The organism is Pseudomonas wuhanensis (assembly GCF_030687395.1).
GTDB lineage: Bacteria > Pseudomonadota > Gammaproteobacteria > Pseudomonadales > Pseudomonadaceae > Aquipseudomonas > Aquipseudomonas wuhanensis.
In genome coordinates this window covers 5,931,727-5,956,974 of the sequence record NZ_CP117430.1, presented here as the reverse complement: position 1 = coordinate 5,956,974, position 25,248 = coordinate 5,931,727, and the positions used below count along the sequence as shown (strand labels likewise).

26 protein-coding genes are annotated in these 25,248 nt (G+C 60.3%); 11 read left to right on the top strand and 15 right to left on the bottom strand.

From position 1 onward, the window contains the following. Nucleotides 1–672: 672 nt before the first annotated feature. Nucleotides 673–1,440, top strand: a complete 768-nt coding sequence (locus tag PSH88_RS27510; protein ID WP_305423863.1) for an SDR family oxidoreductase — start codon at nucleotides 673–675, stop codon at nucleotides 1,438–1,440. Between the two features lie 118 nt (nucleotides 1,441–1,558). Here PSH88_RS27510 and PSH88_RS27505 read toward each other — a convergent pair whose 3' ends face one another. Continuing rightward, nucleotides 1,559–2,686 carry an AGE family epimerase/isomerase gene (locus tag PSH88_RS27505; protein ID WP_305423862.1) on the bottom strand — a complete coding sequence of 376 codons (1,128 nt, stop codon included), beginning with the start codon at nucleotides 2,684–2,686 and terminating at the stop codon, nucleotides 1,559–1,561. A 237-nt stretch (nucleotides 2,687–2,923) separates the two neighbouring features. Here PSH88_RS27505 and PSH88_RS27500 point away from each other — a divergent pair, with 237 nt between their 5' ends. Next, nucleotides 2,924–4,225, top strand: coding sequence for a transposase (locus PSH88_RS27500; protein WP_305423860.1), 1,302 nt, complete (start codon nucleotides 2,924–2,926; stop codon nucleotides 4,223–4,225). A 50-nt stretch (nucleotides 4,226–4,275) separates the two neighbouring features. Here PSH88_RS27500 and PSH88_RS27495 read toward each other — a convergent pair whose 3' ends face one another. The 6 genes from PSH88_RS27495 to PSH88_RS27470 all read right to left on the bottom strand — a co-directional run bounded on the left by PSH88_RS27495 (nucleotide 4,276) and on the right by PSH88_RS27470 (nucleotide 8,305). Continuing rightward, a complete protein-coding gene (locus tag PSH88_RS27495; protein ID WP_305423858.1) occupies nucleotides 4,276–4,848 on the bottom strand; it encodes a HupE/UreJ family protein in 573 nt (190 codons plus the stop codon). Between the two features lie 28 nt (nucleotides 4,849–4,876). Next, on the bottom strand, nucleotides 4,877–5,491 hold the full coding sequence (ureG, locus tag PSH88_RS27490) for an urease accessory protein UreG (protein WP_038360437.1): 615 nt from the start codon (nucleotides 5,489–5,491) through the stop codon (nucleotides 4,877–4,879). 23 nt (nucleotides 5,492–5,514) lie between these two features. After that, nucleotides 5,515–6,189: an urease accessory protein UreF gene (locus tag PSH88_RS27485; RefSeq protein ID WP_305423856.1), complete on the bottom strand. Its 675-nt coding sequence runs from the start codon at nucleotides 6,187–6,189 to the stop codon at nucleotides 5,515–5,517. After that, nucleotides 6,186–6,686, bottom strand: a complete 501-nt coding sequence (ureE, locus tag PSH88_RS27480) for an urease accessory protein UreE (protein ID WP_305423854.1) — start codon at nucleotides 6,684–6,686, stop codon at nucleotides 6,186–6,188. Before ureE ends, PSH88_RS27485 begins: the two co-directional genes overlap by 4 nt. 274 nt (nucleotides 6,687–6,960) lie before the next feature. Beyond that, nucleotides 6,961–7,593: a TetR family transcriptional regulator gene (locus PSH88_RS27475; RefSeq protein ID WP_008009759.1), complete on the bottom strand. Its 633-nt coding sequence runs from the start codon at nucleotides 7,591–7,593 to the stop codon at nucleotides 6,961–6,963. A gap of 157 nt (nucleotides 7,594–7,750) precedes the next feature. Next, a complete protein-coding gene (locus tag PSH88_RS27470) occupies nucleotides 7,751–8,305 on the bottom strand; it encodes a WD40 repeat domain-containing protein (protein WP_305423853.1) in 555 nt (184 codons plus the stop codon). 387 nt (nucleotides 8,306–8,692) lie between these two features. Between PSH88_RS27470 and PSH88_RS27465 the strand changes: the two genes are divergently transcribed. Beyond that, the gene (locus PSH88_RS27465) at nucleotides 8,693–10,768 is read left to right on the top strand and encodes an AsmA family protein (protein ID WP_305483418.1); all 2,076 of its coding nucleotides are present in this window, start codon (nucleotides 8,693–8,695) and stop codon (nucleotides 10,766–10,768) included. Between the two features lie 170 nt (nucleotides 10,769–10,938). Here the strand turns inward: PSH88_RS27465 and PSH88_RS27460 are convergent, their stop codons facing one another. Continuing rightward, nucleotides 10,939–11,883 carry a LysR substrate-binding domain-containing protein gene (locus tag PSH88_RS27460; RefSeq protein WP_305423852.1) on the bottom strand — a complete coding sequence of 315 codons (945 nt, stop codon included), beginning with the start codon at nucleotides 11,881–11,883 and terminating at the stop codon, nucleotides 10,939–10,941. 122 nt (nucleotides 11,884–12,005) lie between these two features. Here PSH88_RS27460 and PSH88_RS27455 point away from each other — a divergent pair, with 122 nt between their 5' ends. From PSH88_RS27455 to PSH88_RS27445, 3 genes are all read left to right on the top strand, one after another. After that, a complete protein-coding gene (locus PSH88_RS27455; RefSeq protein WP_305423850.1) occupies nucleotides 12,006–12,644 on the top strand; it encodes an FMN-dependent NADH-azoreductase in 639 nt (212 codons plus the stop codon). Next, nucleotides 12,645–12,950, top strand: coding sequence for a DMT family transporter (locus PSH88_RS27450; protein WP_007903452.1), 306 nt, complete (start codon nucleotides 12,645–12,647; stop codon nucleotides 12,948–12,950). Between the two features lie 106 nt (nucleotides 12,951–13,056). Next, nucleotides 13,057–13,947, top strand: coding sequence for an esterase/lipase family protein (locus PSH88_RS27445; protein ID WP_048396159.1), 891 nt, complete (start codon nucleotides 13,057–13,059; stop codon nucleotides 13,945–13,947). Between the two features lie 172 nt (nucleotides 13,948–14,119). Here the strand turns inward: PSH88_RS27445 and PSH88_RS27440 are convergent, their stop codons facing one another. Beyond that, a complete protein-coding gene (locus PSH88_RS27440; protein ID WP_305423847.1) occupies nucleotides 14,120–15,007 on the bottom strand; it encodes a DMT family transporter in 888 nt (295 codons plus the stop codon). A 97-nt stretch (nucleotides 15,008–15,104) separates the two neighbouring features. Between PSH88_RS27440 and PSH88_RS27435 the strand changes: the two genes are divergently transcribed. From PSH88_RS27435 to PSH88_RS27425, 3 genes are all read left to right on the top strand, one after another. Next, nucleotides 15,105–15,893, top strand: a complete 789-nt coding sequence (locus PSH88_RS27435; protein ID WP_305423846.1) for an AraC family transcriptional regulator — start codon at nucleotides 15,105–15,107, stop codon at nucleotides 15,891–15,893. Between the two features lie 72 nt (nucleotides 15,894–15,965). Next, nucleotides 15,966–16,271: a PsiF family protein gene (locus PSH88_RS27430; protein ID WP_305423845.1), complete on the top strand. Its 306-nt coding sequence runs from the start codon at nucleotides 15,966–15,968 to the stop codon at nucleotides 16,269–16,271. A 227-nt stretch (nucleotides 16,272–16,498) separates the two neighbouring features. Further along, nucleotides 16,499–17,512 (top strand): AI-2E family transporter, encoded by a 1,014-nt coding sequence (locus PSH88_RS27425; RefSeq protein ID WP_063341719.1) that lies wholly within the window; start codon nucleotides 16,499–16,501, stop codon nucleotides 17,510–17,512. Nucleotides 17,513–17,626: 114 nt separating this feature from the next. Here PSH88_RS27425 and PSH88_RS27420 read toward each other — a convergent pair whose 3' ends face one another. Beyond that, nucleotides 17,627–18,901, bottom strand: a complete 1,275-nt coding sequence (locus PSH88_RS27420) for an Hsp70 family protein (RefSeq protein ID WP_305423842.1) — start codon at nucleotides 18,899–18,901, stop codon at nucleotides 17,627–17,629. A gap of 296 nt (nucleotides 18,902–19,197) precedes the next feature. Between PSH88_RS27420 and PSH88_RS27415 the strand changes: the two genes are divergently transcribed. Both PSH88_RS27415 and PSH88_RS27410 read left to right on the top strand, forming a co-directional pair. Then, the gene (locus PSH88_RS27415) at nucleotides 19,198–20,142 is read left to right on the top strand and encodes a DnaJ C-terminal domain-containing protein (RefSeq protein WP_305423841.1); all 945 of its coding nucleotides are present in this window, start codon (nucleotides 19,198–19,200) and stop codon (nucleotides 20,140–20,142) included. Nucleotides 20,143–20,166: 24 nt separating this feature from the next. Next, the gene (locus PSH88_RS27410) at nucleotides 20,167–20,472 is read left to right on the top strand and encodes a chaperone modulator CbpM (RefSeq protein WP_305423839.1); all 306 of its coding nucleotides are present in this window, start codon (nucleotides 20,167–20,169) and stop codon (nucleotides 20,470–20,472) included. A gap of 137 nt (nucleotides 20,473–20,609) precedes the next feature. On the opposite strand, the gene PSH88_RS27405 is transcribed toward PSH88_RS27410, so the two are convergent. The 5 genes from PSH88_RS27405 to PSH88_RS27385 all read right to left on the bottom strand — a co-directional run bounded on the left by PSH88_RS27405 (nucleotide 20,610) and on the right by PSH88_RS27385 (nucleotide 25,244). Next, nucleotides 20,610–21,737: a sensor histidine kinase gene (locus PSH88_RS27405; protein ID WP_305423837.1), complete on the bottom strand. Its 1,128-nt coding sequence runs from the start codon at nucleotides 21,735–21,737 to the stop codon at nucleotides 20,610–20,612. Nucleotides 21,738–22,025: 288 nt separating this feature from the next. After that, nucleotides 22,026–23,726: an urease subunit alpha gene (gene ureC / locus PSH88_RS27400; RefSeq protein WP_305423835.1), complete on the bottom strand. Its 1,701-nt coding sequence runs from the start codon at nucleotides 23,724–23,726 to the stop codon at nucleotides 22,026–22,028. Nucleotides 23,727–23,865: 139 nt separating this feature from the next. Then, the gene (locus PSH88_RS27395; RefSeq protein ID WP_305423833.1) at nucleotides 23,866–24,171 is read right to left on the bottom strand and encodes an urease subunit beta; all 306 of its coding nucleotides are present in this window, start codon (nucleotides 24,169–24,171) and stop codon (nucleotides 23,866–23,868) included. Then, complete coding sequence (locus PSH88_RS27390) at nucleotides 24,171–24,704, bottom strand: GNAT family N-acetyltransferase (RefSeq protein WP_305423832.1); 534 nt, start codon at nucleotides 24,702–24,704, stop codon at nucleotides 24,171–24,173. Before PSH88_RS27390 ends, PSH88_RS27395 begins: the two co-directional genes overlap by 1 nt. Before the next feature lie 6 nt (nucleotides 24,705–24,710). Then, a complete protein-coding gene (locus PSH88_RS27385) occupies nucleotides 24,711–25,244 on the bottom strand; it encodes a GNAT family N-acetyltransferase (protein WP_305423830.1) in 534 nt (177 codons plus the stop codon). Nucleotides 25,245–25,248: the final 4 nt, after the last annotated feature.

The window sequence follows — 25,248 nt, the reverse complement described above, 5'->3', positions numbered from 1 at the left end:
CCCACAAGGAGCGCGGGGAAATTGTGGAAAACAATATTCATGACCTCTCAAAGCGCGACATAAAGCCGCTGCAAATTGCTGTTTTGTCACGGTTTTGACTTGTCCCCGTTTGCTGTGGAGCTGGCTGTGAATAACGTGGGAGTAGCTGGCTGAAAGCCTTTGAATCCGTGGCTTGCAGAGATATGGTTGTTTTCTGATCAGGTGTTTTTGCAGGACCTCGAGCCGGCTTTGTCAACCTTTTTGTTAGGGGCAAACAGGGTATGAATCGAGGTGGGCAAGCCTGTGGATAAGTCTGTGGTTAAACTCTGGAAAGAGTCGGCTGAGGGCCGTAGTTACTGGCTTGGCGCCATCGTCGGTTTGACCGTCCGGTCGTGCAAATTGCCCGGGGTTACACAGCAGGCACCCGAGGGTCAAGCAAAAAACTTTCTAATATGCCCGCAAAGCCTTGTGGACAGCGGCTTGCAGCTTTTGCACTTGCCCCCGGAAACTGTGGGCCGGCCTGTGGATAAGGTGCGCGTACATGGCTGCAAGCCACAGCGCATATGGCGTTGCCGGTGTTGATTGTTTTTTGTACGGTTTTTGCGATGGTTGCCGCTGTGGACAAGGCCGGGCATGCTGGCAACTGATTTTCTATTCCAAGGGCTGTCGATCAGCCGAAGCAAGGAGAACACGATGTCCAACACCCTGTTTATTACCGGCGCGACCTCCGGTTTTGGTGAAGCCTGTGCCCGTCGTTTTGCCGAAGCCGGCTGGAAACTGGTGCTGACAGGTCGTCGTGAAGAGCGCCTCAATGCCCTGTGTGCCGAGTTGTCGCAGCAGACCGAGGTCCATGGGCTGGTGCTCGACGTACGGGATCGCAAAGCCATGGAGGAGGCGATTGCCAACCTGCCGCCGTCCTTTGCCAAATTGCGCGGGCTGATCAACAACGCCGGCCTGGCCTTGGGCGTGGACCCGGCCCCCAAGTGCGATCTTGATGATTGGGACACCATGGTCGACACCAATATCAAAGGCCTGATGTACAGCACTCGTCTGTTGTTGCCACGTTTGATCGCTCACGGTCGTGGCGCCAGCATCGTCAACCTTGGTTCCATCGCCGGCAACTACCCATACCCGGGCAGCCACGTGTATGGCGCGAGCAAGGCGTTCGTCAAACAGTTCTCTCTGAACCTGCGTTGCGACCTGCAAGGTACGGGCGTGCGGGTCAGCAACATCGAGCCGGGCCTGTGCGAGAGCGAGTTCTCGCTGGTGCGTTTCGCCGGTGACCAGGAGCGTTACAACGCCACTTACGCCGGCGCCGAGCCGATCCAGCCGCAAGACATCGCCGAGACCATTTTTTGGGTGCTCAACGCACCGGCCCACATCAACATCAACAGCCTCGAGCTGATGCCGGTGAGCCAGACCTGGAGCGGGTTTGCCATTGAGCGTAATACGAAGGCTTAAGACCGCGTAACGGCCATCGCGGGCAAGCCACGCTCTCACAGGGTTTGTGTTGACTCGCTATTTCGCGAACGACACAAACCCTGTGGGAGCGGGCTTGCCCGCGAAAGCAATCGCCCGGTCAGCGCAAATACTCGACCAACCCGCGATAACAGGTTGCCAAATGATAAGGCGTAGTCGAAGGCATGTCCTTGCGGCTCACTTCGCCATGCTCATCGCGACACTCATACCAGCCGCCCGCATGCAAAAAGCGTTGTTGCAGCGCCTGCAATTGGTGTTGCACAGAGGCTTCGCTGCCCGGGCGCAAAGTCAGGGCACGCAGGTATTCAGCCTGGGCCCAGATGCGCTGGGTCGCATCACGAGGATGGTCATCCAGTTCCAGCATCGCGCGCACAGCCCCGGTATGTTGATCCACGCCCAGTTGCTCGGTAAACGTAAAGGCGCGATCCAGCGAGGCATGCAGCTTGGAGCCGCGCAGTAATGGTGAGGACTCCAGCAGGAAGTACCATTCGAACTGATGGCCTGGCTCGAACCAGTTATCCACAGCGCCCAGCGGCTTTTCCATCAATACCGCGTGTTGCGGATCGATGAAGCGCTTCTGCATGGCTGTGCATAACTCGATAAGCGCGCTCTGCACAGCAGCGTCCTCGCGCACTGAAAGGATGGCGAGAAAGGCTTCGGCCAAATGCATCAATGGATTCTGCAGCGGCCCGGAGTTGAGCGAGGACCAATCACGGTCCAGGCTGGCTTCGTACAGGCCGTCGCCTGTGGCGAAGCGCTGCGCCACCACTTCCAGCGCGGCGTTGAGTACCGACTCCACCAGCGGTTCGCGAACCTTTTCCCAATAATGGGCGCAGGCGAACAGGATGAAGGCGTGGGTGTAGAGGTCTTTGCGCTGATCCAGCGGCGCACCTTGCGGGTCGATGCTGTAGAACCAGCCGCCATGCTCGGCATCGTGGAAATGCTGTTGCAAGGATCGGAACAGTGCCGCCGCCCGTTCTTCGGCCTGAGGCACTTGGCCGATCAGGCTGGAAAACAGGTACAGCTGCCGCGCGCAAGCCATGGCCCGGTAGCGCTGAGGGGGTAGCGGTCGATGCTCGGCGTCCAGCGCTTCATACGGCAATGCCATGTCGGCGTTCCAGCCGGGGCCTTGCCAGAGCGGCACGATCACGTCCTGGAAGTGCTGTTGCACCGAGGCGAACAGGGCGGTCAATTCAGGCTGGGAAGCAGAGCGGGAAACAGAGGGCATTGGCTGGCGTCGTCACGGCAGGGGCGATTGCGCGACATGGTAGCAGAGAGGCAGGCTTGAGAGAGGCGGTGTCTGATCGGACGCTATCGCGGGCAAGCCCGCTCCCACAGGGATCATCGGTATTCACACGATCTGTGCTGGCGGCGAATATCCTGTGGGAGCGGGCTTACCCGCGATGAGCATAGGTATCTACACATCTCCCGATCCTGGTCTATAAAGGGACGGCATGGATATCAAATGACCGGGCTAGATGCCCGACTGACAAAACGATACGACGAGTTAGTCATGGGACACAGTAATGGACTACCGGCGCTGGCCGCCGGGATGAAAGCCTTGCCGCGAAGCGACAAGGCTTTTGCACAGACGCAAGCCCTTTGGCGATTTTTGAGCAATGACCGGGTTCGGCCCGTTGACCTGGTTAAACCGCTGCTGGCGCTGGCCCACGAGGGTTGTCGGGATGACTGTGATGATTACGCGCTGGTCATGCACGATTGGTCTCGGCTCAATTACATGCACCACCACAGCAAGGCTGATCGCCTGCAAATGACCCACCGGGGCGACATCGGTTACGAGCTGCAAAGCAGCCTGCTAGTCACCGACCGTGACGGTGCACCGATCTGTACTCCCGCTCAAAATCTGGCGACCAAGGACGGCGTGCTCAGCACGCGAGCCGAAGAAGTGCTGGTCCCTGAGAAGCATCTGCATGAACTGACACAACGTATCACTTGGCTGGAACAGCAGAATTTTGCCAAGCCGCTTGTCCATATCGTGGATCGAGAGGCTGATTCGGTCGCTCACCTGAGGCAATGGCAGGCCGAGGGTCGGCAATGGCTGGTGCGAGTCAAGGCCGGTTCCACGGCCAGTCATGCAGGTCAATCGAGGGCCCTGAGTCAAATTGCTCGCGAGATGACCTACCGCAAAACTCGCAAGGTGGACTACAAAGGAAAACCGGCCATTCAATGGGTGGGAGAAACCGCCGTCGTGCTGACTCGCCAAGCCCAGCCTTTCACCAAAGACAGGGCCGACCGCAAGACGCTGCGCAAGTCTGGTGAGCCGTTGCCGGCCCGGCTCGTCGTGAGCCGAATACTGGGAGCCGATGGTCACCTGCTGGCCGAATGGTATTTGCTGAGCAACCTTGAGCAAGAGGTCGCAGATGAACGATTGGCGCTCTGGTATTACTGGCGCTGGCGTATCGAGTCCTACTTCAAACTGCTTAAAGGGGGTGGGCATCAGCTGGAAAACTGGCAGCAAGAGAGCGGTGAAGCGGTGTTCAAACGGCTGTTGATCGCCAGTCAGGCATGTGCTGTCAGTTGGCGTCTGATGCGGGCTAAGGGGGAGTTCGCTGAGCAAACACGGGATTTTTTGGTCCGTCTGTCTGGTCGACAGATGAAGCGCTCGCAGCCGGTGACGGCTTCCGCGCTGCTGGCCGGTTTATACATGCTTTTGGCCATGTGCGAGACATTGGAACAATACACGCCCCAGGAACTGGCGGGTTTTGCTAAAGAGGCCATCGGCTGGGTGGCCAGCCGAAGACTTTAGAGATGTGTAGATACCTATGCCGCGATGAGGCCGGTTCAGGCGCTAAAGAATCAACCCGCCAGCAACCACACCCCAGTAGCCGCCGAAGCCGCACCCGCCAGCCGAACCAACGGTGCCGCCGCCTGAGGCAGCACTCGAACCACCGCAAAACCCGCTGCATGCAACGCCGCCGTCGCCACCACAAACCCAACCGCATACGCCCACGGGCTCGACATCTCCGGCAACTCCAGACCATGCGCCACGCCATGAAACAGCGCGAACAACGCGGTCGCAGCCACCGCCAGGCTCAACGGCGGACGCACCGCTAAAGCCACCGCCAGGCCCAATGCCAATACCGATGCGGCAATCCCGCTTTCCAGCGCCGGCAGGTTCAACCCTTCAAAACCCAGCAGGCCGCCGATCAGCATAGTGCCCACGAACGTGCACGGCAGCGCCCAGCGCGCGGCGCCTTTCTGCTGCGCGGCCCACAACCCCACGGCAACCATTGCCAGCAAGTGATCGAGGCCGCCGATCGGGTGGCTGATGCCGGCCATCAAGCCATTGTCGCCATGGCCCGGGTGAGCGAACGCGATGGCCGGGCTCAGCAGCAGGGCCATGGCGCCCAGAATGCGTTTCAGTGTCATGGATAAGCTTCCTTGTTGATAAGTGTGATCAGGCCGCAGTCAGCAAGCCCTGGCGTTCGATGAAGGCTATGATTGCTTCCAGGCCCTGGCCGGTTTTCTGGTTGCTGAAGACGAACGGTTTGCCGTTGCGCATGCGCTGGGTGTCGCTGTCCATCATCTCTAGCGAGGCGCCTACCAGCGGCGCCAGGTCGATCTTGTTGATCACCAGCAAATCGGATTTGCAGATCCCCGGCCCGCCCTTGCGCGGCAATTTGTCGCCGGCCGAAACATCGATCACGTAGATAGTCAGGTCGGACAGTTCCGGGCTGAAGGTCGCTGAGAGGTTGTCGCCACCGGACTCCACCAGAATCAGATCCAGCCCGGGAAAACGCCGGTTCAGTTGATCCACCGCTTCAAGGTTGATCGAGGCGTCTTCGCGGATCGCCGTGTGCGGGCAGCCGCCGGTTTCCACGCCGATGATTCGCTCGGGCGCCAAGGCTTCGTTGCGCACCAGGAAGTCGGCGTCTTCGCGGGTATAGATATCGTTGGTCACGACGGCGAGGTTGTAGCGGTCGCGCAGGGCCAGGCACAGGGCAAGGGTCAGGGCGGTTTTGCCAGAACCGACCGGGCCGCCGATGCCGACGCGCAGGGGTTGTGTGTTCATGTGATTCTCCAAATGAAAAGGCGCTAGGAACGGAACAGACGGCTGTACTGGCGCTCATGGGCCATGCACGCCAGGGACAGGCCGAAAGCGGCGCTGCCAGAGTGTTCGGGGTTGATTCGGGTGGCGTCTTGCTGCGCCTGTTGCAGCAGCGGCAGCAGTTCACTGGTCAGGCGCTGGGCAGCTTGTTGGCCCAGGGGCAGGGTTTTCATCAGCACCGCCAATTGGTTTTCCAGCCAGCTCCAGAGCCAGGCGGCCAGCGCATCATGCGGGCTGATCTGCCAGGCGCGGGCCGCCAGCGCCCAGCCAAGGGCCAGGTGCGGTTCAGGGCATTGGTCGAGAAAGGCCCGGGCCGGCGCATCCAGTTCCGGTAAACCGTTGAGCAGTTGCTTCAGCGAATAACCCATCTGTCGACTTTCCTGATGCAACTCGCGGGTCTCCCGGCTGGCGCGATGTTCTTCGCAGCGTTGCAGCAGTTCGGCCCAGTTTTCTTCGGCCGCAGCAGTGCAATGGGCAAGCAGTAGCGGCGCTTCGAAACGTGCCAGGTTCAGCAGCAACTGATCGCTGATCCAGCGCCGCGCGCTGTCGGGATCGTCCACGCGGCCGTTATCCACAGCCATCTCCAGACCCTGGGAATAGCTGTAGCCGCCAATTGGCAGCTGCGGGCTGGCCAGACGCAGCAGCGCCCAGGCTGGGTTCATAAGCGCACGCCGAACTGGTGCAGTTTCGGTGGGTAGTTGAAATCCTCGTCACCGTGCCGCGAATGGTGATGGCCGCCACCGTAGGCACCGTGTTCCGGCTGGAACGACGCTTCGATGTTCTCGGTGTTGGCGCCCAGTTGCTCGAGCATGGCCTTGAGCACGTAATCGTCGAGCAGGCGCAACCAGCCATCGCCGACTTGCAGAGCCACATGGCGGTTGCCCAGGTGATAGGCGGCGCGGGTCAGTTCAAAGGCGTTGGCGCAGGTGACGTGCAGCAGTTGTTCGGGGCGAGCGCAGACGCGAACGACGCGCCCGTCTTCTGCTTGCAGGCATTCGCCGTCATACAGCGGCGGCTGACCGCGCTCCAAAAACAACCCGACGTCTTCACCCTCGGCACTGAAACAGCGCAAACGGCTTTTGCTCCGGGCTTCGAAAGTCAGGTGCAGCTCGGCGGCCCAGACGGGTTGAGGGTCGATTCTGCGATGAATCACCAGCATCGGAAGGCTTCCAGCAATGGACAATGCTCAGGGATAGAGCAAGGGGCTTGCCAATCGGGTGAGAGGTAGGAAATGCCTGTCGGAGCGAGGAGGGAGACTCACGATGTTGCAGGGTTTTGATTGAAGTTGGTGCGAGAGGGTTTTTTGCGCACCAAATTGCAGCGAATGCCTGTGTGGGAGCAGGCTTGCTCGCGAAGGCGGAGTAAAAGGCTACTCAGATGTTGAATGTGATGGCCCCTTCGCGAGCAAGCCCGCTCCCACAGGGTGAAGTGCGTTACTCGGTGCTGCCGAGGCCTTGCCAGTGTTTTAGGCCGATGAAGATGAAGCGCAATTGCTGCGTGATCTTCGCCTGCGGCGTCAAATGCTCGGGTAGCGCCTCGGCCGGGGGATCAATAATGTCGGGCAGTGTCGCGAACACGCTTTTGACGATCAGATCAGCCATGACACTCAAACCGGCGATGTCCAGATGCTGCAGTTTCGGCATCAGCGACAAGTCAGCCGCCAAATCCGAGCTGATGTCCTCGCGCAAGCGGCCAATGGCCTGACGGACCGGCAGCGATCCGCCGTACTGTTCGCGGGCAAGAAACAGAAACTGCGAGCGATTGGCCGTGACCACGTCGAGAAAGATTCGTACCGAGGCGTCGATGATGCCGCCCATGACGAACTCGTTATGGCGCACCAGGCGGATGGTTTCACGGAAGGTCTGACCGACTTCGCTCACCAGCACCAGACCCAGTTCATCCATGTCGGCAAAATGCCGGTAGAAACCGGTGGGTACGATCCCGGCGGTTCTGGTCACTTCGCGCAGGCTCAGGCTGCCGAATCCTCGGCCGCTTTCCATCAAGTGGCGAGCAGCGTCCATCAGGGCGTTGCGGGTCTGTTGTTTCTGTTCGGCGCGGGGCAGCATCGCAAGGGTGTTTTCTGGACAGGGACAGCGGCGCACTCTAGCAAATCGGCTTCGCTGGCGTCGAACGACTATCGGGGGATCACGCGGGGAAATGCAGCTTCTATAAAGTCAAAAGCCCAATCCGGGGATTGGGCTTTTTTTCGGGGCCGCCATGGGCTTAGCTCACAGCGCTGTTGCGTTCGATCACACGGTCACCACCACCTTCAGCCAGGGTTTGGCCTTGTGGAGTGCGATCGGAACCACCTTCAGCAAGGGTTTGACCTTGTGGGGTGCGATCGGAACCGTCAGCAGCCAGGGTTTGACCTTGTGGAGTGCGGTCGGAACCGTCAGCAGCCAGGGTCTGGCCTTGTGGAGTGCGATCGGAACCATCAGCGGCAAGGGTTTGACCTTGTGGAGTGCGGTCGGAACCGTCAGCAGCCAGGGTCTGGCCTTGTGGAGTGCGATCGGAACCGTCAGCGGCCAGCGTTTGACCTTGTGGAGTACGATCCGAGCCATCTTGAGTGATCAGGCCTTTTTCTTTCAGGCGATCATTGCCGCCTTCGGCCAGGGTCTGACCTTGTGGGGTGCGGTCGGAACCATCAGCGGCGACGGTCTGGCTGAACACCGAGTGGCTGTCTTTGACTTGTGGAGTGGCCTGATCAGCGGCCGGCAAAGCAAAAGCAGTGCTGGCTAACATCGAGAGGGTCAGGCTAAGCAGGAATTCGCGTTTCATGATGGGTTGCTCCTTGGGAGGGCGATAAAGTGGGTACGAGGGCAATGCTACTCTCGATAAGTCGATATAAAAGTTCATAAAGGCAATGGTAATAATCAACAGAATTGATTGTTCGGCCGCGGCGCTCTAGAACGGGTGTTTCCGGCGAGTTTTTTTGCACTGGGGTGGGTATTTTCGACCCACCCTCGCCTCGCAAAAGTGCGGGTGCAGTAACGCCGGATGAGGGAGCAGGGTGTCCCCAACCGATTATTTGAGTGTTAAGCGCCTATTCGGTTAAACCTGCGTGCCATTTCCCAGTCCTAAATGTCATGGCAGGCCGGTTCTGGCCTAACGTTTCATCAGTGCGTCGCTGTCGGGGCGCTCAGTCGTATTCAGGAGCCCTGTGCAATGACGCGCACTCGTAAAATTCTTGCCTGGACCTTCGCCAGCCTCGTTGTCCTGCTGGCCGTCCTGGTGCTGGTCATCGCGTTCTTCGATTGGAACCGGATCAAACCGCCCCTGAACGCCAAAGTGTCCGAAGAGCTGCATCGTCCATTCGCCATCAATGGCAACCTTGCGGTGATCTGGCGGCGCGAGCCTGATGAGGGCGGCTGGCGGGCCTGGGTGCCGTGGCCGCATGTGGTGGCCGAGGATTTGAGCCTGGGCAACCCGGACTGGTCGAAGCAACCGCAAATGGCCGCCCTCAAACGCGTGGAACTGCGTATTTCGCCGCTGGCCTTGCTGGCGCAGCGGGTAGTGATCCCGCGCATCGACCTGACCGAACCCAATGCCGACCTGCAGCGTCTGGCCGACGGTCGCGCCAACTGGACGTTCAAGTTCGATCCCAAAGATCCCGACGCCGAGCCTTCGAACTGGGCGCTGGACATCGGTGCCATCGGCTTCGACAAGGGCCACGTCATGCTCGACGACCAGAAGCTGAAGACTCAGCTTGATCTGCTCATTGATCCGTTGGGCAAACCGATTCCGTTCAGCGACATTGTGGGCGACAAAGCGGCAAAAAAAGCGCTTGAAAAGGGTGGCTCGCCACAGGATTACGCCTTCGCATTGAAGGTCAAAGGCCAATACCACGGTCAGAATCTCGCGGGTCAGGGCAAGACCGGCGGCTTACTGGCTTTACAGGACGCCACCAAGCCGTTTCCGCTTCAGGCGCAAATGAAGATCGCCGACACCAGTGTGGAGCTGGCCGGCACGCTCACCGATCCATTGAACCTCGGCGCCCTGGATTTGCGCCTGAAACTGGCCGGTGCCAGCCTGGGTAATCTTTATCCGCTGATCGGCGTGACGCTGCCGGATACCCCGCCTTACGCCACTGACGGGCACTTGATTGCCAAGCTGCAAGAGCCGGGCGGGGCGGTGTACCGTTATGAGGCGTTCAACGGCACCATCGGCCAGAGTGACATCCATGGCAACCTGACCTACGTGGCGAGCCAGCCGAGGCCCAAACTCAGTGGGGCACTGGAGTCCAATCAACTGCTGTTTACCGACCTGGCCCCATTGATCGGTGCCGATTCCAACGCCAAGCAAGAGGCCCGTGGCGGTGAAAGCAAGCAGCCGGCGGACAAGCTGCTGCCGGTCGAGGCGTTCAGGACTGAACGTTGGCGCGACATGGACGCTGATGTGGAATTCACCGGCAAACGCATCGTCCACAGCGCAAAACTGCCGTTCAACGATCTCTACACCCATGTGGTACTGACTGATGGCGTGCTCAGCCTCGAGCCCCTGCGTTTCGGCGTGGCTGGCGGTAATCTGGATGCGCAGATTCGTCTGAACGGGCGCGCCGAGCCTTTGGAGGGCCGGGCCAAACTGACGGCGCGCAAGTTCAAGCTCAAACAGTTGTTCCCCACCCTGGAGCGGATGAAAACCAGTTTTGGTGAGCTTAATGGCGACGCCGATCTTGTCGGTCGTGGCAACTCGGTGGCCAAACTGCTGGGCACTGCCGACGGCAATTTGAAAATGCTGATCAATGACGGTGCTATCAGTCGCGAGTTGATGGAGCTGGCGGGGCTCAACGTCGGCAACTATGTCGTGGGCAAGATCTTTGGCGACAAGGAAGTGAAGATCAACTGCGCGGCGGCCGATTTCGAGATCAAGGCCGGTCTGGCGACCACGCGGCTGTTCGTCTTCGATACCGAGAACGCGATCGTCTACGTCGACGGCACGGCAAACATGGCGACCGAGCAACTGGACCTGACCATCTCCCCGGAATCGAAGGGCTGGCGTTTGATTTCGCTGCGTTCGCCGCTGTATGTGCGGGGCAAGTTCATCAAGCCGGATGCGGGTGTGAAACCGGTGCCGTTGATGCTGCGCGGGGCGGGGATGGTTGCACTGGGTGTGATTGCCGCGCCGGCGGCGGGCTTGCTGGCGCTGATAGCGCCCAGTGGTGGTGAGCCAAATCAGTGTGCGCCGTTGCTGGAACAGATGAAGGCTGGGAAGGCGCCGGTGACGGTCAAGCCTACCAAGTAACTTTCGGCGTCTGTGAAGACGCCATCGCGGGCCAGCCACGCTCCCACAGGTTTTGCGTCGTGCCCATTGTCGGCATGCGACACAAAACCTGTGGGAGCGTGGCTTGCCCGCGAAGGCGGTCCAATAGCCGCTACAGATCTTTCAGAATATCGGCCATGTCATCGATGCTTCTACAATGGAATGCGTTCTGCCATATGAACTGCCGCAGGCTGCGATCTTGGCAATAGACCAGACAACCGGGCTTCTTCCTGCAACCACGCAAAAAACGCCCGCACCGGCGGATGCCGTTCACGGCCCGGTACGCACAGCGCGCTGTATCCGGCCCCGTCGACCTGAATGTCCCCCCGATAAGGCAGTAGCAAGCCGCTGGCCACACTTTCCGACACCAGAATATTGCTCGCCAGCACCAGGCCTTGCCCGGCGATGGCGGCTTGCAGGGCGTAATGCTCTTCGTCGTATTCACGCACCGCTGGTTGTTCGGTCAGCCAGGTTTCGCCGGATCGTACACACCAGGCCTCCCAGCCGTGGGCATACAGCTTGGAGTTGTGCCAGCGCACACTGATCAGGGTCGGTACCCGACTGGACGCCAACGCCACTTGTTCAGGCGAGCCATAGACCCCGAAGGACTCGTCGAACAGGCACAAACCATAAAGGTTCGGGTAATCGTCGAGGCTGTAACGCACCACCAGATCGACGCTGGCGTCCTGATGCAGGTCGATGACTTCGCAGTGAGTGTCCAGCCGCACGCTGATAGTCGGATGCCGGGCATAAAATCGCCCCAGCCGCGGCACCAGCCAGAGGGCGGCGAAGGCGGCCGTGGTGGAGATCGTCAGGTTCGTGCCGCTGCGTTGCGGGCGCAAGGTATCGACGCTTTGCGCCACTTCGAGCAGGGCGCCGTGCAGACTGCGGAACAGCCGTTCGCCGCACTCGGTGAGGCGCACTTGGCGTGGCAGTCGTTCGAACAGCGGCACGCCGAGCCAGTTCTCCAGGGAGCGGATCTGGTGGGAGACCGCCGTCGGCGTCACAGAGAGTTCTTCGGCGGCGGCCTTGAAACTCAACAAGCGCGAGGCGGATTCGAAGGCGCGCAGGGCAGTCAGCGGCAGCGAGGCAAACATTTAAAACTCCATGGATGAAATAGATTCATCCAGATTGATTTTTTCTCATTTGAAGGGGCGTGGCAGCCGGCTTCAAGCTGCAAGCCACAAGCAGTTTGAGTTTAGTCTTCAAGGAGATTCAGATGAACAGAATTCTTGCCATCCACGCCAGCCCCCGTGGCGACCGTTCTCATTCGCGGCGTTTGGCCGAGGTGTTTCTTTCGGCCTGGCAGCTTCGTAACCCGCAGTCGCAACTGACCCGCCGTGAGGTCGGCCGGGCGTTGATTCCGCCCGTCAACGAAGCGTTTGTGGCGGCCGCTTTTCATCCGGAACCTGAAGCGCGGCCGCTGTCGATGCAGGCCGATCTGGCATTCAGCGATGAACTGGTGGGGGAGTTGCTCGGCCATGATCTGTTGGTGATTTCCACACCGATGTACAACTTCAGCGTGCCCAGCGGCCTCAAGGCCTGGATCGACCAGATCGTGCGGCTCGGGCTGACGTTCAATCACACTCTGGATAACGGCGTCGCTCAGTACGAACCGCTGCTGCGGGGCAAGAAGGCGTTGATCGTCACCAGTCGCGGCGGATTTGGCTTCGGCCCCGGCGGTGAACTTGAAGCGATGAACCATGCCGATCCATTGCTGCGCACTGCCTTGGGGTTTATCGGCATCACCGACGTCACGGTCGTGGCTGCCGAGGGCGAAGAATCCGCCGAGCGCACCTTCCAGGTTTCCGTGGCCGAGGCCGAGCAGCGTTTGCTGGCGCTGGCCAGGGAGTTCTAGATGGCCTGGTTGTTCTTGCTGATCGCCGCCGGGTTCGAGGTCACCTTCGCCATGGGCATGAAGTACGCCGAAGGCTTCACCCGGCTCTGGCCTTCGGTGATAACGGTGGTAGCGGCCGTGGGTGGGATTTATTTCCTGACCCTGGCCATGCGCGAGTTGCCGGTGAGCATTGCCTACCCGATCTGGACCGCCATCGGTTCGCTTGGCACAGTGTTTCTCGGTTTTGCGCTGCTCGGCGAAAGCCTGACTGCGCTCAAACTGGTGTCGGTGGGGCTGATTGTGGCGGGCGTGGTGGGGTTGAAGTAGGGGATGTCATAGACTGGTCGTTGAGTTGTCATCTTGGGTGGCGATGCTTGGCTGATGCCTTGCATCCGATCTTGCTTCATCTCACCGATCACAAGGATGTTCATCCATGTCGCAAGGTTCCGCCACGCGTTACCCCTTGGTGCTGGTCCCGGGAATGCTCGGGTTTATACGGCTGCTGCTGTATCCCTATTGGTACGGAATCATTTCGGCGCTGCGCCGGGATGGGGCGACCGTGATTGCGGTGCAGGTCTCGCCGCTCAACTCCACCGAGGTACGCGGCGAGCAATTGCTGGCACGGATCGAGGAGATTCTGCGCGAAACCGGGGCCGAAAAGGTCAACCTGATCGGCCACAGCCAAGGCTCGTTGACCGCCCGTTACGCGGCGGCAAAACGCCCGGACCAGGTGGCTTCGGTGACGTCGGTGGCCGGGCCGAATCACGGCTCGGAGCTGGCGGACCATCTGCACACCCATTATCCGGCTGACAGCGCCAAGGGCCGGCTGCTGAGCTTTTTACTGTGGCTGATCAGCGCGTTGATGTGCCTGCTGGAAACCGGCTATCGCGGGCCGAGACTGCCGGTGGATATCCCGGCTTCGCACCAGTCCCTGACCACGGCGGGCGTGGCGCTGTTCAATCAGCGTTATCCCCAAGGCCTGCCTGACACCTGGGGCGGGCATGGCCCGGAAGTGGTCAATGGCGTGCGTTATTACTCCTGGTCCGGAACCTTGCAGCCGGGCAAGACCGATCGCGGCTGCAACCTGTTCGACGGGACCAATCGCAGTTGCCGGTTGTTTGCCAGGACCTTCGTGCGCGAGGCGGGGCATTGCGACGGGATGGTCGGGCGTTACAGCTCGCATTTGGGGACGGTGATTGGCGATGAATACCCGATGGATCACTTCGATATCGTCAACCAATCGTTGGGGCTGGTGGGCAAGGGCGCAGAGCCGGTGCGGTTGTTTGTCGAACATGCGGCGCGGTTGAAAGCGGCCGGTGTGTGATCGGCAGTGAGACCGCGTTATCGTTCTTCGCGGGCAAGCCACGCTCCCACAGGTTTGGCGTCGCGCCCATTGCCAGCGTCCGACACAAAACCTTCCACAGGTTTGGCGCCGTGCTCATTGCCGGCCCGACACAAAACCTGTGGGAGCGTGGCTTGCCCGCGAAGGCGTCCGGTCAGGCAGCGCTGATCTTACGGCTCAGCACGGTGGTCCAGCGTTCCGACAAAATCACCCCACCCAACGTCAACACCCCACCCACCAGGTGATACAGCGCCAACTGCTCATGCAGCACCAACGCCGCAATCAGCGCCGTAATCAACGGCAGCAAATTGAAAAACAGCGTGGTTCGGCTCGGCCCCAGGCGCACCACGGCCTGCATCCACGCCAGCGGCGCAAGCATCGAGGCCAGCAGGCAGGCGTAGAGCACCAGCGGAATGTTCTGCAGGGTCGGGCCGATTTTCGGTGAGGCGAGGAACAGCGGAAACAGCACCACCACCGCGACCAACACCTGCAAATACAACAACACCAGTGGTGGCAAACGCAGCTGCCATTTTTTCAACAGGGTGCTGTAAATCGCATACGCCAGCGTGGCGATCAGCATCATCGCGTCACCCAGGTTCACCCCGTGTTCCAGCAATGCGCCAAGGCTGCCAGACGACACCACCACCAAGACCCCCGCAAACGACAACACCGCGCCGGCCAGTGCCCCGGCGGTCAGGCGTTGGCCGAGGCTGACAATCGCCATGGCCAGCGACATCAGCGGCATCAGCGACAAGATGATCCCCATGTTGGTGGCCGAAGTCAGCGTTGCAGCGAAGTAAGCCAGGCTCTGATAAACCGCCATGCCGAGCACGCCGAGGATGAAAATCCTGCCCAGGTTCGGGCGGATCAACGGCCAGTGGACGATCACCGGTTTAAGCATGAACGGGGTGAACAGCAGCGCGGCCAGCAGCCAGCGGTAGAAGCCGATTTCGGCGGGGAAGATCGCGCCCACCGCGAGTTTGTTGATCACGGTGTTGCCGGCCCAAATGAAAATGGCCAGCAGGGGATAAGCGTATTGCATCGGGAAAAACCAGAACGTTAATGAAGGGTGATTATCCGCTTGTCTGAATCAATGCCTATACTGCGATCCAGACAACCTGCCTCTGATTCCAGACAGCATGAACAGCAAACACATCGACCTGCTGGATTTCAGCGAGTTGCCGGCCCCGGTCTATTTCCGTTATGCCGACTTCAACACCCATGAATACGCCTCGGCCCACCATCATCCTTGGGGGACCCTCGAGTATTCGGCCAATGGCGTCCTGCACATGGAAATCGGCAGCCGCCGCTTCATGTCGCCGCCGCAATACGCGGTGTGGGTGCCGCCCGGGACCGAGCACAGTTTCTATAGCAATCAGCCGATCAACTATCGCGCGGTCTGCCTCGCGCCGACGCTGTGTCGTGATCTGCCGCAACAGGCCTGCACCCTGGCGATCAGCGATATTCTCAAGGCGATCCTCAAGGACTTCGCCGCCCGCGATGTGAAAATTCCCGAGCACGATGCAGACAAGCGTCTGGCTCAAGTGCTGGTGGACCAACTGCAACAGGCGCCGATGCATGAGTGTTACTTGCCCTACGCCAGCAGCCCCGGGCTGCTCGCAATCCTTGAAGCCTTGCAGACCGAGCCTGGGGATAATCGGCCATTGGCGCACTGGGCCACGCAAATTCACGTCAGCGAACGCACGTTGGCCCGGCAGTTTGTCCGCGAGTTGGGCATGAGCTTCGGGGAGTGGCGGCAACGGTTGCGGTTTCTGGCGGCGATCGAAGCGCTCGATAGCCAGCGCAGCATTCAGGAAATCGCCTTCGACATGGGGTACAGCACCGGCTCGGCGTTTATCGCGATGTTTCAGCGTCAGGCCGGGTGCACGCCTGAGCAATATCGACGCAGCCACCTCGATAGCAGGTGAACGTGTAACAGGCTTTGTCTACACTCCGAAACAAGGCCGCATCCATCGGTGCGGTAACAAGGAGAACACTCCATGAAGATGTTGCGTGCCCCGTTGTTGATGGTCGGTTTGCTGCTCTGCTCCCAGGGTTTCGCCGCCACTGCCCAACAGAACAAAATGACCACCTGCAATGCTGACGCTACCGCAAAAAGCCTCAAGGGCGACGAACGCAAAGCCTTCATGAGCACCTGCCTCAAAGCCGCGCCGGCCGCCGATGCCGCCAAGCCCATGACTCCTCAACAAGAAAAGATGAAAACCTGCAACGCCGACGCCACGACCCAGGCGCTCAAGGGCGATGCGCGCAAAACCTTCATGAGCGAATGCCTGAAGAAAAAATAAGCAGCGCTGTCGGATCGGGAAGCTTTGTGGCGGTTGTGCTGGCCCTTTCGCGAGCAAGCCCCACATTTATTCTCTGGCGTGCGCAGATAGTGCGTTCACAATAGATCCAGTGTGGGAGCGGGCTTGCTTGCGAAGGGGCCAGTAAGGCCGACCGACACAATTCCTAGTGCTCGCCCCGGAACGCTGGCAGACTGCCAATCCTTTTACGTCGTTCGTTTTGAGGCTGTATGTCAGCGTTTTCTCAACGTCAGGTCTTGTTGCTCATCAGCTGGGTCATCATTTTTGGTGGTTTGCTGCTGGTGCTCCCTCTGCGATTGCTGCCCAGCCTGCTGGCCGGGTTGTTGGTGTTCGAACTGGTCAACATGCTCACGCCGCAATTGCAGCGGCTGATCGAAGGCCGCCGTGCGCGCTGGCTGGCGGTGGCGTTGCTGGGGACATTGGTGGTCAGCGTGCTGGCGCTGATCTTTGCCGGTGCGATCAGTTTTCTGCTGCACGAGGCGGAAAACCCTGGCGCTTCTCTCGATAAATTCATGGTCGTGGTCGACCGCGCGCGCGGGCAGTTGCCGCCGTTCATCGACGCCTATTTGCCGGCCAGTGCCGCCGAGTTTCGCGTGGCTATCGGCCAGTGGATGAGCAAGCATCTCAGCGATTTGCAACTGGTGGGCAAGGACGCGGCGCACATGTTCGTGACGCTGCTGATCGGCATGGTGCTGGGGGCGATCATCGCCTTGCAGCGAGCGCCGGATGTGACCAAACGCAAACCCTTGGCCGCGGCGCTGTTCGACCGTTTGCACCTGTTGGTTCAGGCGTTTCGCAACATCGTTTTCGCCCAGATCAAGATTTCCCTGCTCAACACTTTCTTCACCGGGATTTTCCTCGCGGTGGTCCTGCCGATGTTCGGGATCAAGCTGCCGCTGACCAAAACCCTGATCGTGCTGACCTTCCTGCTCGGCCTGCTGCCGGTGATCGGCAACCTGATCTCGAACACCTTGATCACCATCGTCGGCCTGTCGCTGTCGATCTGGGTGGCGGTGGCGGCGCTGGGTTACCTGATTGTTATCCACAAGCTCGAATATTTCCTCAACGCACGCATTGTCGGCGGGCAGATCAGTGCCAAGTCGTGGGAGTTGCTGCTGGCAATGCTGGTGTTCGAAGCCGCGTTCGGCCTGCCGGGGGTGGTGGCGGGGCCGATTTACTACGCGTATCTGAAGAGTGAGTTGAAGCAGGTGGGGATGGTTTGATCCGGGTGATGTAGTGTCTGGACTGGCCCCATCGCGGGCAAGCCCGCTCCCACAAGGACAGCGCATGACCTGTGGGAGCGGGCTTGCCCGCGATGGGGGCGCCTCGGTTTCAGATCAGGCGAGGGTGCCGTAGCGCTTCATCGCCTCGATCGCCAACCCGCTACCGATGCTGCCGAAGATGTTGCCTTCCACATGCTGCGCATTCGGCAACATCGCCGAGACGCTGTTGCGCAGCGCCGGGATTCCGCTCGAACCGCCAGTGAAGAACACCGTGTCCACCTGATCGACCCGCACGTTGGCGTCGTTCAGCAACTGGGTCACGCTGTTGCGCACCCGCTCCAGCAGGTTGTCGATGGCCGATTCGAACAGTGCCCGGCTCAGTTCCACGCTCAAACCCGGTTCGATCCGATCCAGCGGCACATGGCGGCTGTCGGCGTGGGTCAGCTGGATCTTGGTTTCTTCCACTTCCATGGCCAGCCAATGCCCGGCGCGCTGGTCGATCAGCTTGAACAGGCGATCGATGCCGCCGGTGTCCTCGATGTCGTAACGCATACTGCCCAGGGCCAGAGTCGACTTCTGCGAGTACACCGAGTTGATGGTGTGCCAGGTCGCCAGGTTCATGTGGTGGCTGGTCGGCATGTAGGCGCCGCTCTTCATCCGGCTGCCGTAGCCGAACAGCGGCATCAGGCCTTGCAGGCTCAGCTGCTTGTCGAAATCGGTCCCGCCGATGTGCACGCCACCGGTGGCGAGAATATCGTCGTGACGGTTGTCGTGGTTGCGGCGTTCAGGGGACAGGCGCACCAGCGAGAAGTCCGATGTACCACCGCCGATGTCGACAATCAGTACCAGCTCTTCTTTTTCGATGGTCGACTCATAGTCGAACGCCGCCGCAATCGGTTCGTACTGGAACGAGACGTCCTTGAAGCCGATGGCACGGGCTACATCCACCAGAGTGTTTTCCGCTTCCTGGTCGGCCATTTCATCGTCATCGACGAAAAACACCGGACGGCCCAGCACCACTTCCTCGAATTCCCGACCGGCGGCGGCTTCGGCGCGCTTCTTCAACTGGCCGATGAACAGCCCGAGCAGGTCCTTGAACGGCATCGCCGTGCCCAGGACGCTGGTGTCGTGCTTGATCAGCTTGGAACCCAGCAGGCTCTTGAGCGAGCGCATCAGTCGGCCTTCGTAACCTTCCAGGTACTCGTGCAGCGCCAGCCGGCCGTACACCGGGCGGCGTTCTTCCATATTGAAGAAGACCACCGAGGGCAGGGTGATCTTGTCGTCCTCCAGCGCGATCAGCGTTTCCATGCCGGGGCGCAGCCAGCCGACGGTGGAGTTGGACGTGCCGAAGTCGATACCACAGGCACGGGCTGGAGATGCGTTTTTCATGTCTTTCAAGTTCCGGTTAAAAAACGGCCGCGCAGTGTATGTCAGTGCGGCGCAGATTCGAAGGCCGACTATCTGTTAAATCACATTGGTCTGCGCTTGAAAGATGCGTCATCACCCCCAAACTTCCCTGCATAGGTTTGGCAATCCTTGGGCGACAGCAAGAACTGCGCCTGGCTGCCGATAAACTACTGATGCGCTGCCCGGTCACAAAATTGAGATTGATCAATCAAGACGCTGTAAACCAGAGCATGCTGTACCAAGTGGCGCGATTTCGATAATGGATGGTGATTCCCTCGATGGACTTCAAAGACTATTACAAGATTCTCGGTGTGGAGCCGACCGCGGACGATAAGGCGATCAAGGCCGCCTATCGAAAGCTGGCGCGCAAATACCACCCCGACGTCAGCAAGGAAAAGGACGCCGAGGCCAAATTCAAGGACGCGTCGGAAGCCTATGAAGCGCTGAAAAGCGCCGACAAGCGCGCCGAATATGACGACTTGCGCAAATACGGCCACCACGGCCAGCCCTTCCAGGGCCCGCCGGGCTGGCAAAGTCGCGGTGGTTTCGGTGGTGGCGGTCAGGACACGGGCGACTTTTCGGACTTCTTCAGTTCGATCTTCGGCAACCGTGGGCCTGGTTTTGGAGGTGGACAGTCGCATCGCAGCACCGGGCGCCGAGGGCAAGACGTGGAAATGGAATTACCGGTTTTTCTGGAAGAAACCCTCTCGACCGAATCGAAGAAAGTCAGCTTCCAGGTGCCGCATTACAACGCTGCGGGCCAGCATGTCAGCAACACCAGCAAAAGCCTGAACGTGAAGATCCCCGCCGGCGTGACCGACGGCGAGCGCATCCGCCTCAAGGGCCAAGGCGCTCCGGGCATCGGTGGCGGGGCCAATGGCGACCTGTACCTGACCATCCGTTTTGCGCCGCACCCCAAATTCGACGTCGAAGGCGAGAACCTGATCATCACCTTGCCACTGGCACCGTGGGAGCTGGCGCTGGGGACCGAAGTCGCAGTGCCAACCCTGACCGGCAAGATCAACCTCAAGGTTCCGGCCGGCAGCCAGAACGGCCAGCGCATGCGCGCCAAGGGCCACGGCCTGCTGCACAAGTCCGGTCACCGTGGCTACTTGTTCGTGCAGCTGAAGGCAGTGATGCCGAAAAAACTCGACCATGACGTCAAGGCGTTGTGGGAGGAGTTGGCGAAAAAAGCCGCTTTTAATCCGCGAGAGAATTTTTGATTTTGAGATAAGGAGGAGCCAATCATGAGCGACCCCGTGATCGTTCTATTGGACCTGGCAGAATTCTGTGAGGCGACCGAGTTGTCGGACGTGCATGTGATCGAGATCGTCGAACACGGCATCCTCGAACCACAGGGAACAGAGCCCAAGGATTGGCGTTTCACCGACTATGAACTGGTATTGGCCAAGCGCGCCGCCAAGCTGCGGCGCGACCTGGAGCTGGAATGGGAAGGCGTCGCGCTGGCGCTGGACCTGCTTGAAGAAGTCCGGCAACTGCGGGCCGAGAACCGCATGCTCAAGCAGCGGTTGGGGCGGTTGGTGGTCGAGTAAGTCGTTCTGATGTTTTTGTGTTGCCCTTGAGGACGCTTTCGCGATGCAAGCCCGCTCCCACAGGGGATTTGCGGCGCACACAAATCAAATGTGGGAGCGGGCTTGCTCGCGAGGAACGATAACGCGGTCTCCCGCCGTCAGACCTTTCTGGGCAACACAACGGTAAACAACGTGCCATCGGTCTCATTGGAGCTGACTTCGATGGTCCCTTTATGGGCATCAACCACTTCCTTGACGATGAACAGTCCCAGACCGAGGCTGGTGGACGATGCACCGAGCTCTTCGTCGGCACTGCGTACCAACGGATCGAAGATGGTGGGGATCGCCTCGGGTGGAATCGGCGCACCGTCGTTGTGCACAGTGAGCCTGACGCCGTCCGCTTCACCCCTGAGGGTCAGTTTGACCGCGCTGTTGTTCGAACCGTGTTGCAAGGCATTGCCGATCAGGTTCTGCAGCATCTGATCGAGCCTTCGGCCATCCCACACACCTTGGGTATCGCCTTCGACGCTCAATGTCGGATCGCATTGCGGATGAGCGGCACAGGCCTGCGCAATCGCTTCACGCGCCGCATCGGCCAGATCCATGGGCGCCGGTTCGATCGGCAGGCTCTTGCCCAAGCGACTGCGGACCAGCTCCAGCAAATCTCCGACCATCACCGCCATGTGGCGGGTGCCACGCTTGATGTGGTGCGCACAGGTCAATGCGTCACCCTCAAGGTTGGTTTTACGCATCAGTATTTCGGTGGACATGCTCACCGCTTGCAGCGGTGCGCGCAGGTCATGGCCGAGGATTGCCAAAAAGATGTCCCGGGAATGATTGACCTGCTCGGCATAGGCCGCCGTCGATTCGGCCAGGGCTTCGTCAATGGCTTCGTTGAAACGGATCATGTCCTGGAAACAGGCCATGTCGGGGGCTTCGAGGCTGTCGACCCATAGGCGAATCACGCAGGCTCGCAAATGGCGAAACTCGCTGGTCATCTGCACCAGGTCGAAGCCCACGGTATGCCGCAGCTCGCCATGGCTGGCGCCGGCTTCGTCCAGGCTCGAGGCCTTTTCCGGGCCTTCACCCTTGGACTTGGCTTGCTGTTCGCTGTCGGACTGCGGCTTTTCCATATCCCGCGCGGCGGCCAGCAGGATCGCTTTTGCATGATCGCGCAGGGCCACGCTGTCCATGTGCTCGGCGGCGGGGGTAATGGTTTTGGCGAATTGCTCCCATTCATCGACGATACGGTCTGCGTTCTGGACGATGAAATCACTGAGCCGCATAGATGATTACCTTAGGGGCAAGGGGGACAGGAGTCGCATCTTATCCTCTTCTGCTCGATAGCGAGTACTCGAGCAGATGCACGGAAGCCGTGAGTATTTTTGGCGAGGGGATTATCCAAATGCCAGCCGGTCAAGTCGCGGCACCTGTGGGAGCGGGCTTGCCCGCGATAGCGGTGTATCAGGCACAGGGATATTGAATGTGCCGCCGTCATCGCGGGCAAGCCCGCTCCCACAGGGTTTTCGCTTGACTGACTGGCATTGGCGAAAGCCCCATAGCCATTGGAAAATCTAGAACAGGAAGTAGCGTTGCGCCATCGGCAATACATCCGCCGGTTCACACCACAGCAACATACCGTCGGCCTTGACCTGATAGGTTTGCGGATCGACATCGATATGCGGCAGGTAATCGTTGTGGATCAAATCGGTTTTTTGCACGTCGCGACAACCTTTGACCACGGCGATTTGCTTCTTCAGGCCCAAGGCTTCGGGCAAACCGGCCTCCTGCGCTGCCTGGCTGATAAACGTCAGGCTGGTGGCGTGCAGCGAGCCGCCGTAGCTGGCGAACATCGGGCGATAGTGCACAGGTTGCGGGGTCGGGATCGAAGCGTTGGCGTCGCCCATCAGGCTGGCCGCGATGGCACCGCCTTTTAGAATCAACGTCGGTTTGACGCCGAAAAACGCCGGGCGCCAGAGCACCAGATCGGCCCATTTACCCACTTCCACCGAGCCCACTTCATGGCTGATGCCGTGGGTGATCGCCGGGTTGATCGTGTACTTGGCGATGTAGCGTTTCGCTCGGAAGTTGTCGTTGCCTTCACCGTCCTGAGGCAGCGGGCCACGCTGTTTTTTCATTTTGTCGGCGGTCTGCCAGGTGCGCGTGATGACTTCGCCAACCCGGCCCATGGCCTGGCTGTCGGAGCTGATCATCGAGAAGGCACCGAGGTCGTGGAGGATGTCTTCGGCGGCGATGGTTTCGCGGCGGATGCGGCTTTCGGCGAAGGCCACGTCTTCGGCAATGCTCGGGTCCAGGTGGTGGCAGACCATCAGCATGTCGAGGTGTTCGTCGATGGTGTTGCGGGTGAATGGCCGGGTCGGGTTGGTCGAACTTGGCAGCACGTTGGCGAAACCGCAGGCCTTGATGATGTCCGGGGCATGACCGCCGCCCGCGCCTTCGGTGTGGTAGGTGTGGATGGTGCGGCCCTTGAAGGCGGCGAGGGTGGTTTCGACGAAGCCCGACTCGTTGAGGGTGTCGGTATGGATCGCCACCTGCACGTCATACTGATCGGCCACGCTCAGGCAATTATCGATGCTGGCCGGGGTGGTGCCCCAGTCTTCGTGCAACTTGAGGCCGATGGCGCCGGCCTTGACCTGTTCGATCAACGGTTCCGGCAGGCTGGCGTTGCCCTTGCCGGTGAAGCCGATGTTCATCGGGAAGGCATCGGCGGCCTGGAGCATGCGCGCCAGGTGCCACGGCCCTGAAGTGCAAGTCGTTGCGTTGGTGCCGGTGGCCGGTCCCGTGCCGCCGCCGATCATGGTGGTGACGCCGCTCATCAGCGCTTCTTCGATCTGCTGCGGGCAGATGAAGTGGATATGGGTGTCAATGCCGCCGGCGGTGAGGATCATGCCTTCACCGGCGATCACTTCGGTGCTGGCGCCGACCGCGATGGTGACGTTGGGCTGGATGTCCGGGTTGCCGGCCTTGCCGATGGCGGCGATGCGCCCGTCCTTGAGGCCGACGTCGGCCTTGACGATGCCCCAGTGGTCGATGATCAAGGCGTTGGTGATCAGGGTGTCGACCACTTCCGCGGCGAGTAACTGGCTCTGGCCCTGGCCATCGCGAATGACTTTGCCGCCGCCGAATTTCACCTCTTCGCCGTAGGTGGTGAAGTCCTGTTCCACTTCGATCCACAGTTCGGTGTCGGCCAGACGGACCTTGTCACCGACGGTGGGGCCGAACATGTCGGCGTAGGCTTGTCTTGAGATTTTCATGCGCTTGCCTTGGGATTCAATTGGGTTTGAAATCGTTCGCTGCGCTCACTATCGCGGGCAAGCCCGCTCCCACAGGAGAATGCGATCAACTGTGGGAGCGGGCTTGCCCGCGATGAGGTCAGAACAAACGCCATAAAACTTAAAGATCCCCCATGACCCGCCCGGCAAACCCGAACACCCGGCGATGCCCGGCCAGGTCCACCAGCTCGACCTCGCGGCTCTGCCCCGGCTCGAAGCGCACGGCGGTGCCGGCGGGGATGTTCAGGCGCATGCCGCGGCTGGCGGCGCGGTCGAAGGTCAGGGCGTCGTTGGTTTCGAAAAAGTGATAATGCGAGCCGACCTGGATTGGCCGGTCGCCGCTGTTGGCCACCTTCAGGCTGAGGGTGCGGCGGCCGACGTTGAGTTCGATGTCGCCGGGCTGGATCTGGTATTCACCGGGAATCATCACTGGGCTCCTTGGAGAATCTTGTAGTAAAGGGCAGTCGGTTTGTAGCGGCCGTTCGGGTCGCAGGCGTAGTCGGGGATTTCGCCGGCGCGGGTGTAACCCAGCGCCTTGTAGAAGTCTTCGGCGGGGGAGCCGGCCTCGGTGTCGAGGTAGAGCATGCCGCGCTTGTGCTGGCGAGCGGCGAGCTCAAGGGCATTCATCAGCTGTTGGCCCAGGCCGCGACGACGGGCGTGTTCACGCACCAGCAGTTTCTGCACTTCGGCGCGATTGAGCCCATTGGCTTTCTGGCACAACGTCAGTTGCACGCTGGCCTGTACCTGTTCGTCCTTGACCACCACCCACAGCAGCACGTTGCCTTTGTTCAGGTTCTCCTGGACGTCATCGAAATAGGCTCGGGCCTGCGTCGCATCCAGATCCGCCATGAAGCCGACGCTGGCGCCATAGCCGACGGCGTCGAGCAGCAGATCAATCAGTCCCTGACGATAGTGCGCAAAGCTTTCAACATTGACGCGGCGCAGTTGGGCGGCGTTCATGGGGTATCACTCCTTGTGGGAACCGGGTGGCATTGCGCCGGGGTCGAGGATCAGTTGCATGAAGGTCAGGTCCAGCCAGCGGCCGAACTTGGTACCCACCTGCGGCATTTGGCCGGTGATGACAAAACCGGCCCGGTCGTGCAGCCGGATCGAGGCGCCGTTACTGCTTTCGATGGCGGCGATCATCACGTGTTTGTTGCAGCCTTTGGCGCGTTCGATCAGCGCGTCCATCAGTTGCGGCCCAAGGCCGTTGCCCCGCTGGTCGTTGCGCACGTACACCGAGTGCTCGACCGTGTGGCGGTACCCGTCGAACGGCCGCCAGTCACCGAATGAAGCGTAGCCGAGTACGCTGTCGTCACCGTCGACGATCACCAGCACCGGATAACCCTGGGCTTGCCGGGCGCTGAACCAGGCCTGGCGGTTGTCCAGGTCCACGGTCTTATCGTTCCAGATCGCCGTGGTGTTGAGTACGGCGTCGTTGTAGATGTCGCGGATCGCCGGCAGGTCGGCAAGCAGCGCATCGCGGATGTGGTAAGTCATGGCG

What these genes read in the sequence shown, in the direction of transcription:
- PSH88_RS27420 (WP_305423842.1), bottom strand. Translation starts at nt 18,901, where the DNA reads ATGAAAAACGCATCTCCAGCCCGTGCCTGTGGTATCGACTTCGGCACG.
- PSH88_RS27430 (WP_305423845.1), top strand. Translation starts at nt 15,966, where the DNA reads ATGAAGATGTTGCGTGCCCCGTTGTTGATGGTCGGTTTGCTGCTCTGC.
- PSH88_RS27405 (WP_305423837.1), bottom strand. Translation starts at nt 21,737, where the DNA reads ATGCGGCTCAGTGATTTCATCGTCCAGAACGCAGACCGTATCGTCGAT.
- PSH88_RS27495 (WP_305423858.1), bottom strand. Translation starts at nt 4,848, where the DNA reads ATGACACTGAAACGCATTCTGGGCGCCATGGCCCTGCTGCTGAGCCCG.
- PSH88_RS27415 (WP_305423841.1), top strand. Translation starts at nt 19,198, where the DNA reads ATGGACTTCAAAGACTATTACAAGATTCTCGGTGTGGAGCCGACCGCG.
- PSH88_RS27500 (WP_305423860.1), top strand. Translation starts at nt 2,924, where the DNA reads ATGACCGGGCTAGATGCCCGACTGACAAAACGATACGACGAGTTAGTC.
- PSH88_RS27410 (WP_305423839.1), top strand. Translation starts at nt 20,167, where the DNA reads ATGAGCGACCCCGTGATCGTTCTATTGGACCTGGCAGAATTCTGTGAG.
- PSH88_RS27390 (WP_305423832.1), bottom strand. Translation starts at nt 24,704, where the DNA reads ATGAACGCCGCCCAACTGCGCCGCGTCAATGTTGAAAGCTTTGCGCAC.
- PSH88_RS27475 (WP_008009759.1), bottom strand. Translation starts at nt 7,593, where the DNA reads ATGCTGCCCCGCGCCGAACAGAAACAACAGACCCGCAACGCCCTGATG.
- PSH88_RS27505 (WP_305423862.1), bottom strand. Translation starts at nt 2,686, where the DNA reads ATGCCCTCTGTTTCCCGCTCTGCTTCCCAGCCTGAATTGACCGCCCTG.
- PSH88_RS27460 (WP_305423852.1), bottom strand. Translation starts at nt 11,883, where the DNA reads ATGTTTGCCTCGCTGCCGCTGACTGCCCTGCGCGCCTTCGAATCCGCC.
- PSH88_RS27455 (WP_305423850.1), top strand. Translation starts at nt 12,006, where the DNA reads ATGAACAGAATTCTTGCCATCCACGCCAGCCCCCGTGGCGACCGTTCT.
- PSH88_RS27385 (WP_305423830.1), bottom strand. Translation starts at nt 25,244, where the DNA reads ATGACTTACCACATCCGCGATGCGCTGCTTGCCGACCTGCCGGCGATC.
- PSH88_RS27445 (WP_048396159.1), top strand. Translation starts at nt 13,057, where the DNA reads ATGTCGCAAGGTTCCGCCACGCGTTACCCCTTGGTGCTGGTCCCGGGA.
- ureE (WP_305423854.1), bottom strand. Translation starts at nt 6,686, where the DNA reads ATGCTGGTGATTCATCGCAGAATCGACCCTCAACCCGTCTGGGCCGCC.
- ureG (WP_038360437.1), bottom strand. Translation starts at nt 5,491, where the DNA reads ATGAACACACAACCCCTGCGCGTCGGCATCGGCGGCCCGGTCGGTTCT.
- PSH88_RS27485 (WP_305423856.1), bottom strand. Translation starts at nt 6,189, where the DNA reads ATGAACCCAGCCTGGGCGCTGCTGCGTCTGGCCAGCCCGCAGCTGCCA.
- PSH88_RS27435 (WP_305423846.1), top strand. Translation starts at nt 15,105, where the DNA reads ATGAACAGCAAACACATCGACCTGCTGGATTTCAGCGAGTTGCCGGCC.
- PSH88_RS27465 (WP_305483418.1), top strand. Translation starts at nt 8,693, where the DNA reads ATGACGCGCACTCGTAAAATTCTTGCCTGGACCTTCGCCAGCCTCGTT.
- PSH88_RS27450 (WP_007903452.1), top strand. Translation starts at nt 12,645, where the DNA reads ATGGCCTGGTTGTTCTTGCTGATCGCCGCCGGGTTCGAGGTCACCTTC.
- PSH88_RS27510 (WP_305423863.1), top strand. Translation starts at nt 673, where the DNA reads ATGTCCAACACCCTGTTTATTACCGGCGCGACCTCCGGTTTTGGTGAA.
- ureC (WP_305423835.1), bottom strand. Translation starts at nt 23,726, where the DNA reads ATGAAAATCTCAAGACAAGCCTACGCCGACATGTTCGGCCCCACCGTC.
- PSH88_RS27440 (WP_305423847.1), bottom strand. Translation starts at nt 15,007, where the DNA reads ATGCAATACGCTTATCCCCTGCTGGCCATTTTCATTTGGGCCGGCAAC.
- PSH88_RS27425 (WP_063341719.1), top strand. Translation starts at nt 16,499, where the DNA reads ATGTCAGCGTTTTCTCAACGTCAGGTCTTGTTGCTCATCAGCTGGGTC.
- PSH88_RS27470 (WP_305423853.1), bottom strand. Translation starts at nt 8,305, where the DNA reads ATGAAACGCGAATTCCTGCTTAGCCTGACCCTCTCGATGTTAGCCAGC.
- PSH88_RS27395 (WP_305423833.1), bottom strand. Translation starts at nt 24,171, where the DNA reads ATGATTCCCGGTGAATACCAGATCCAGCCCGGCGACATCGAACTCAAC.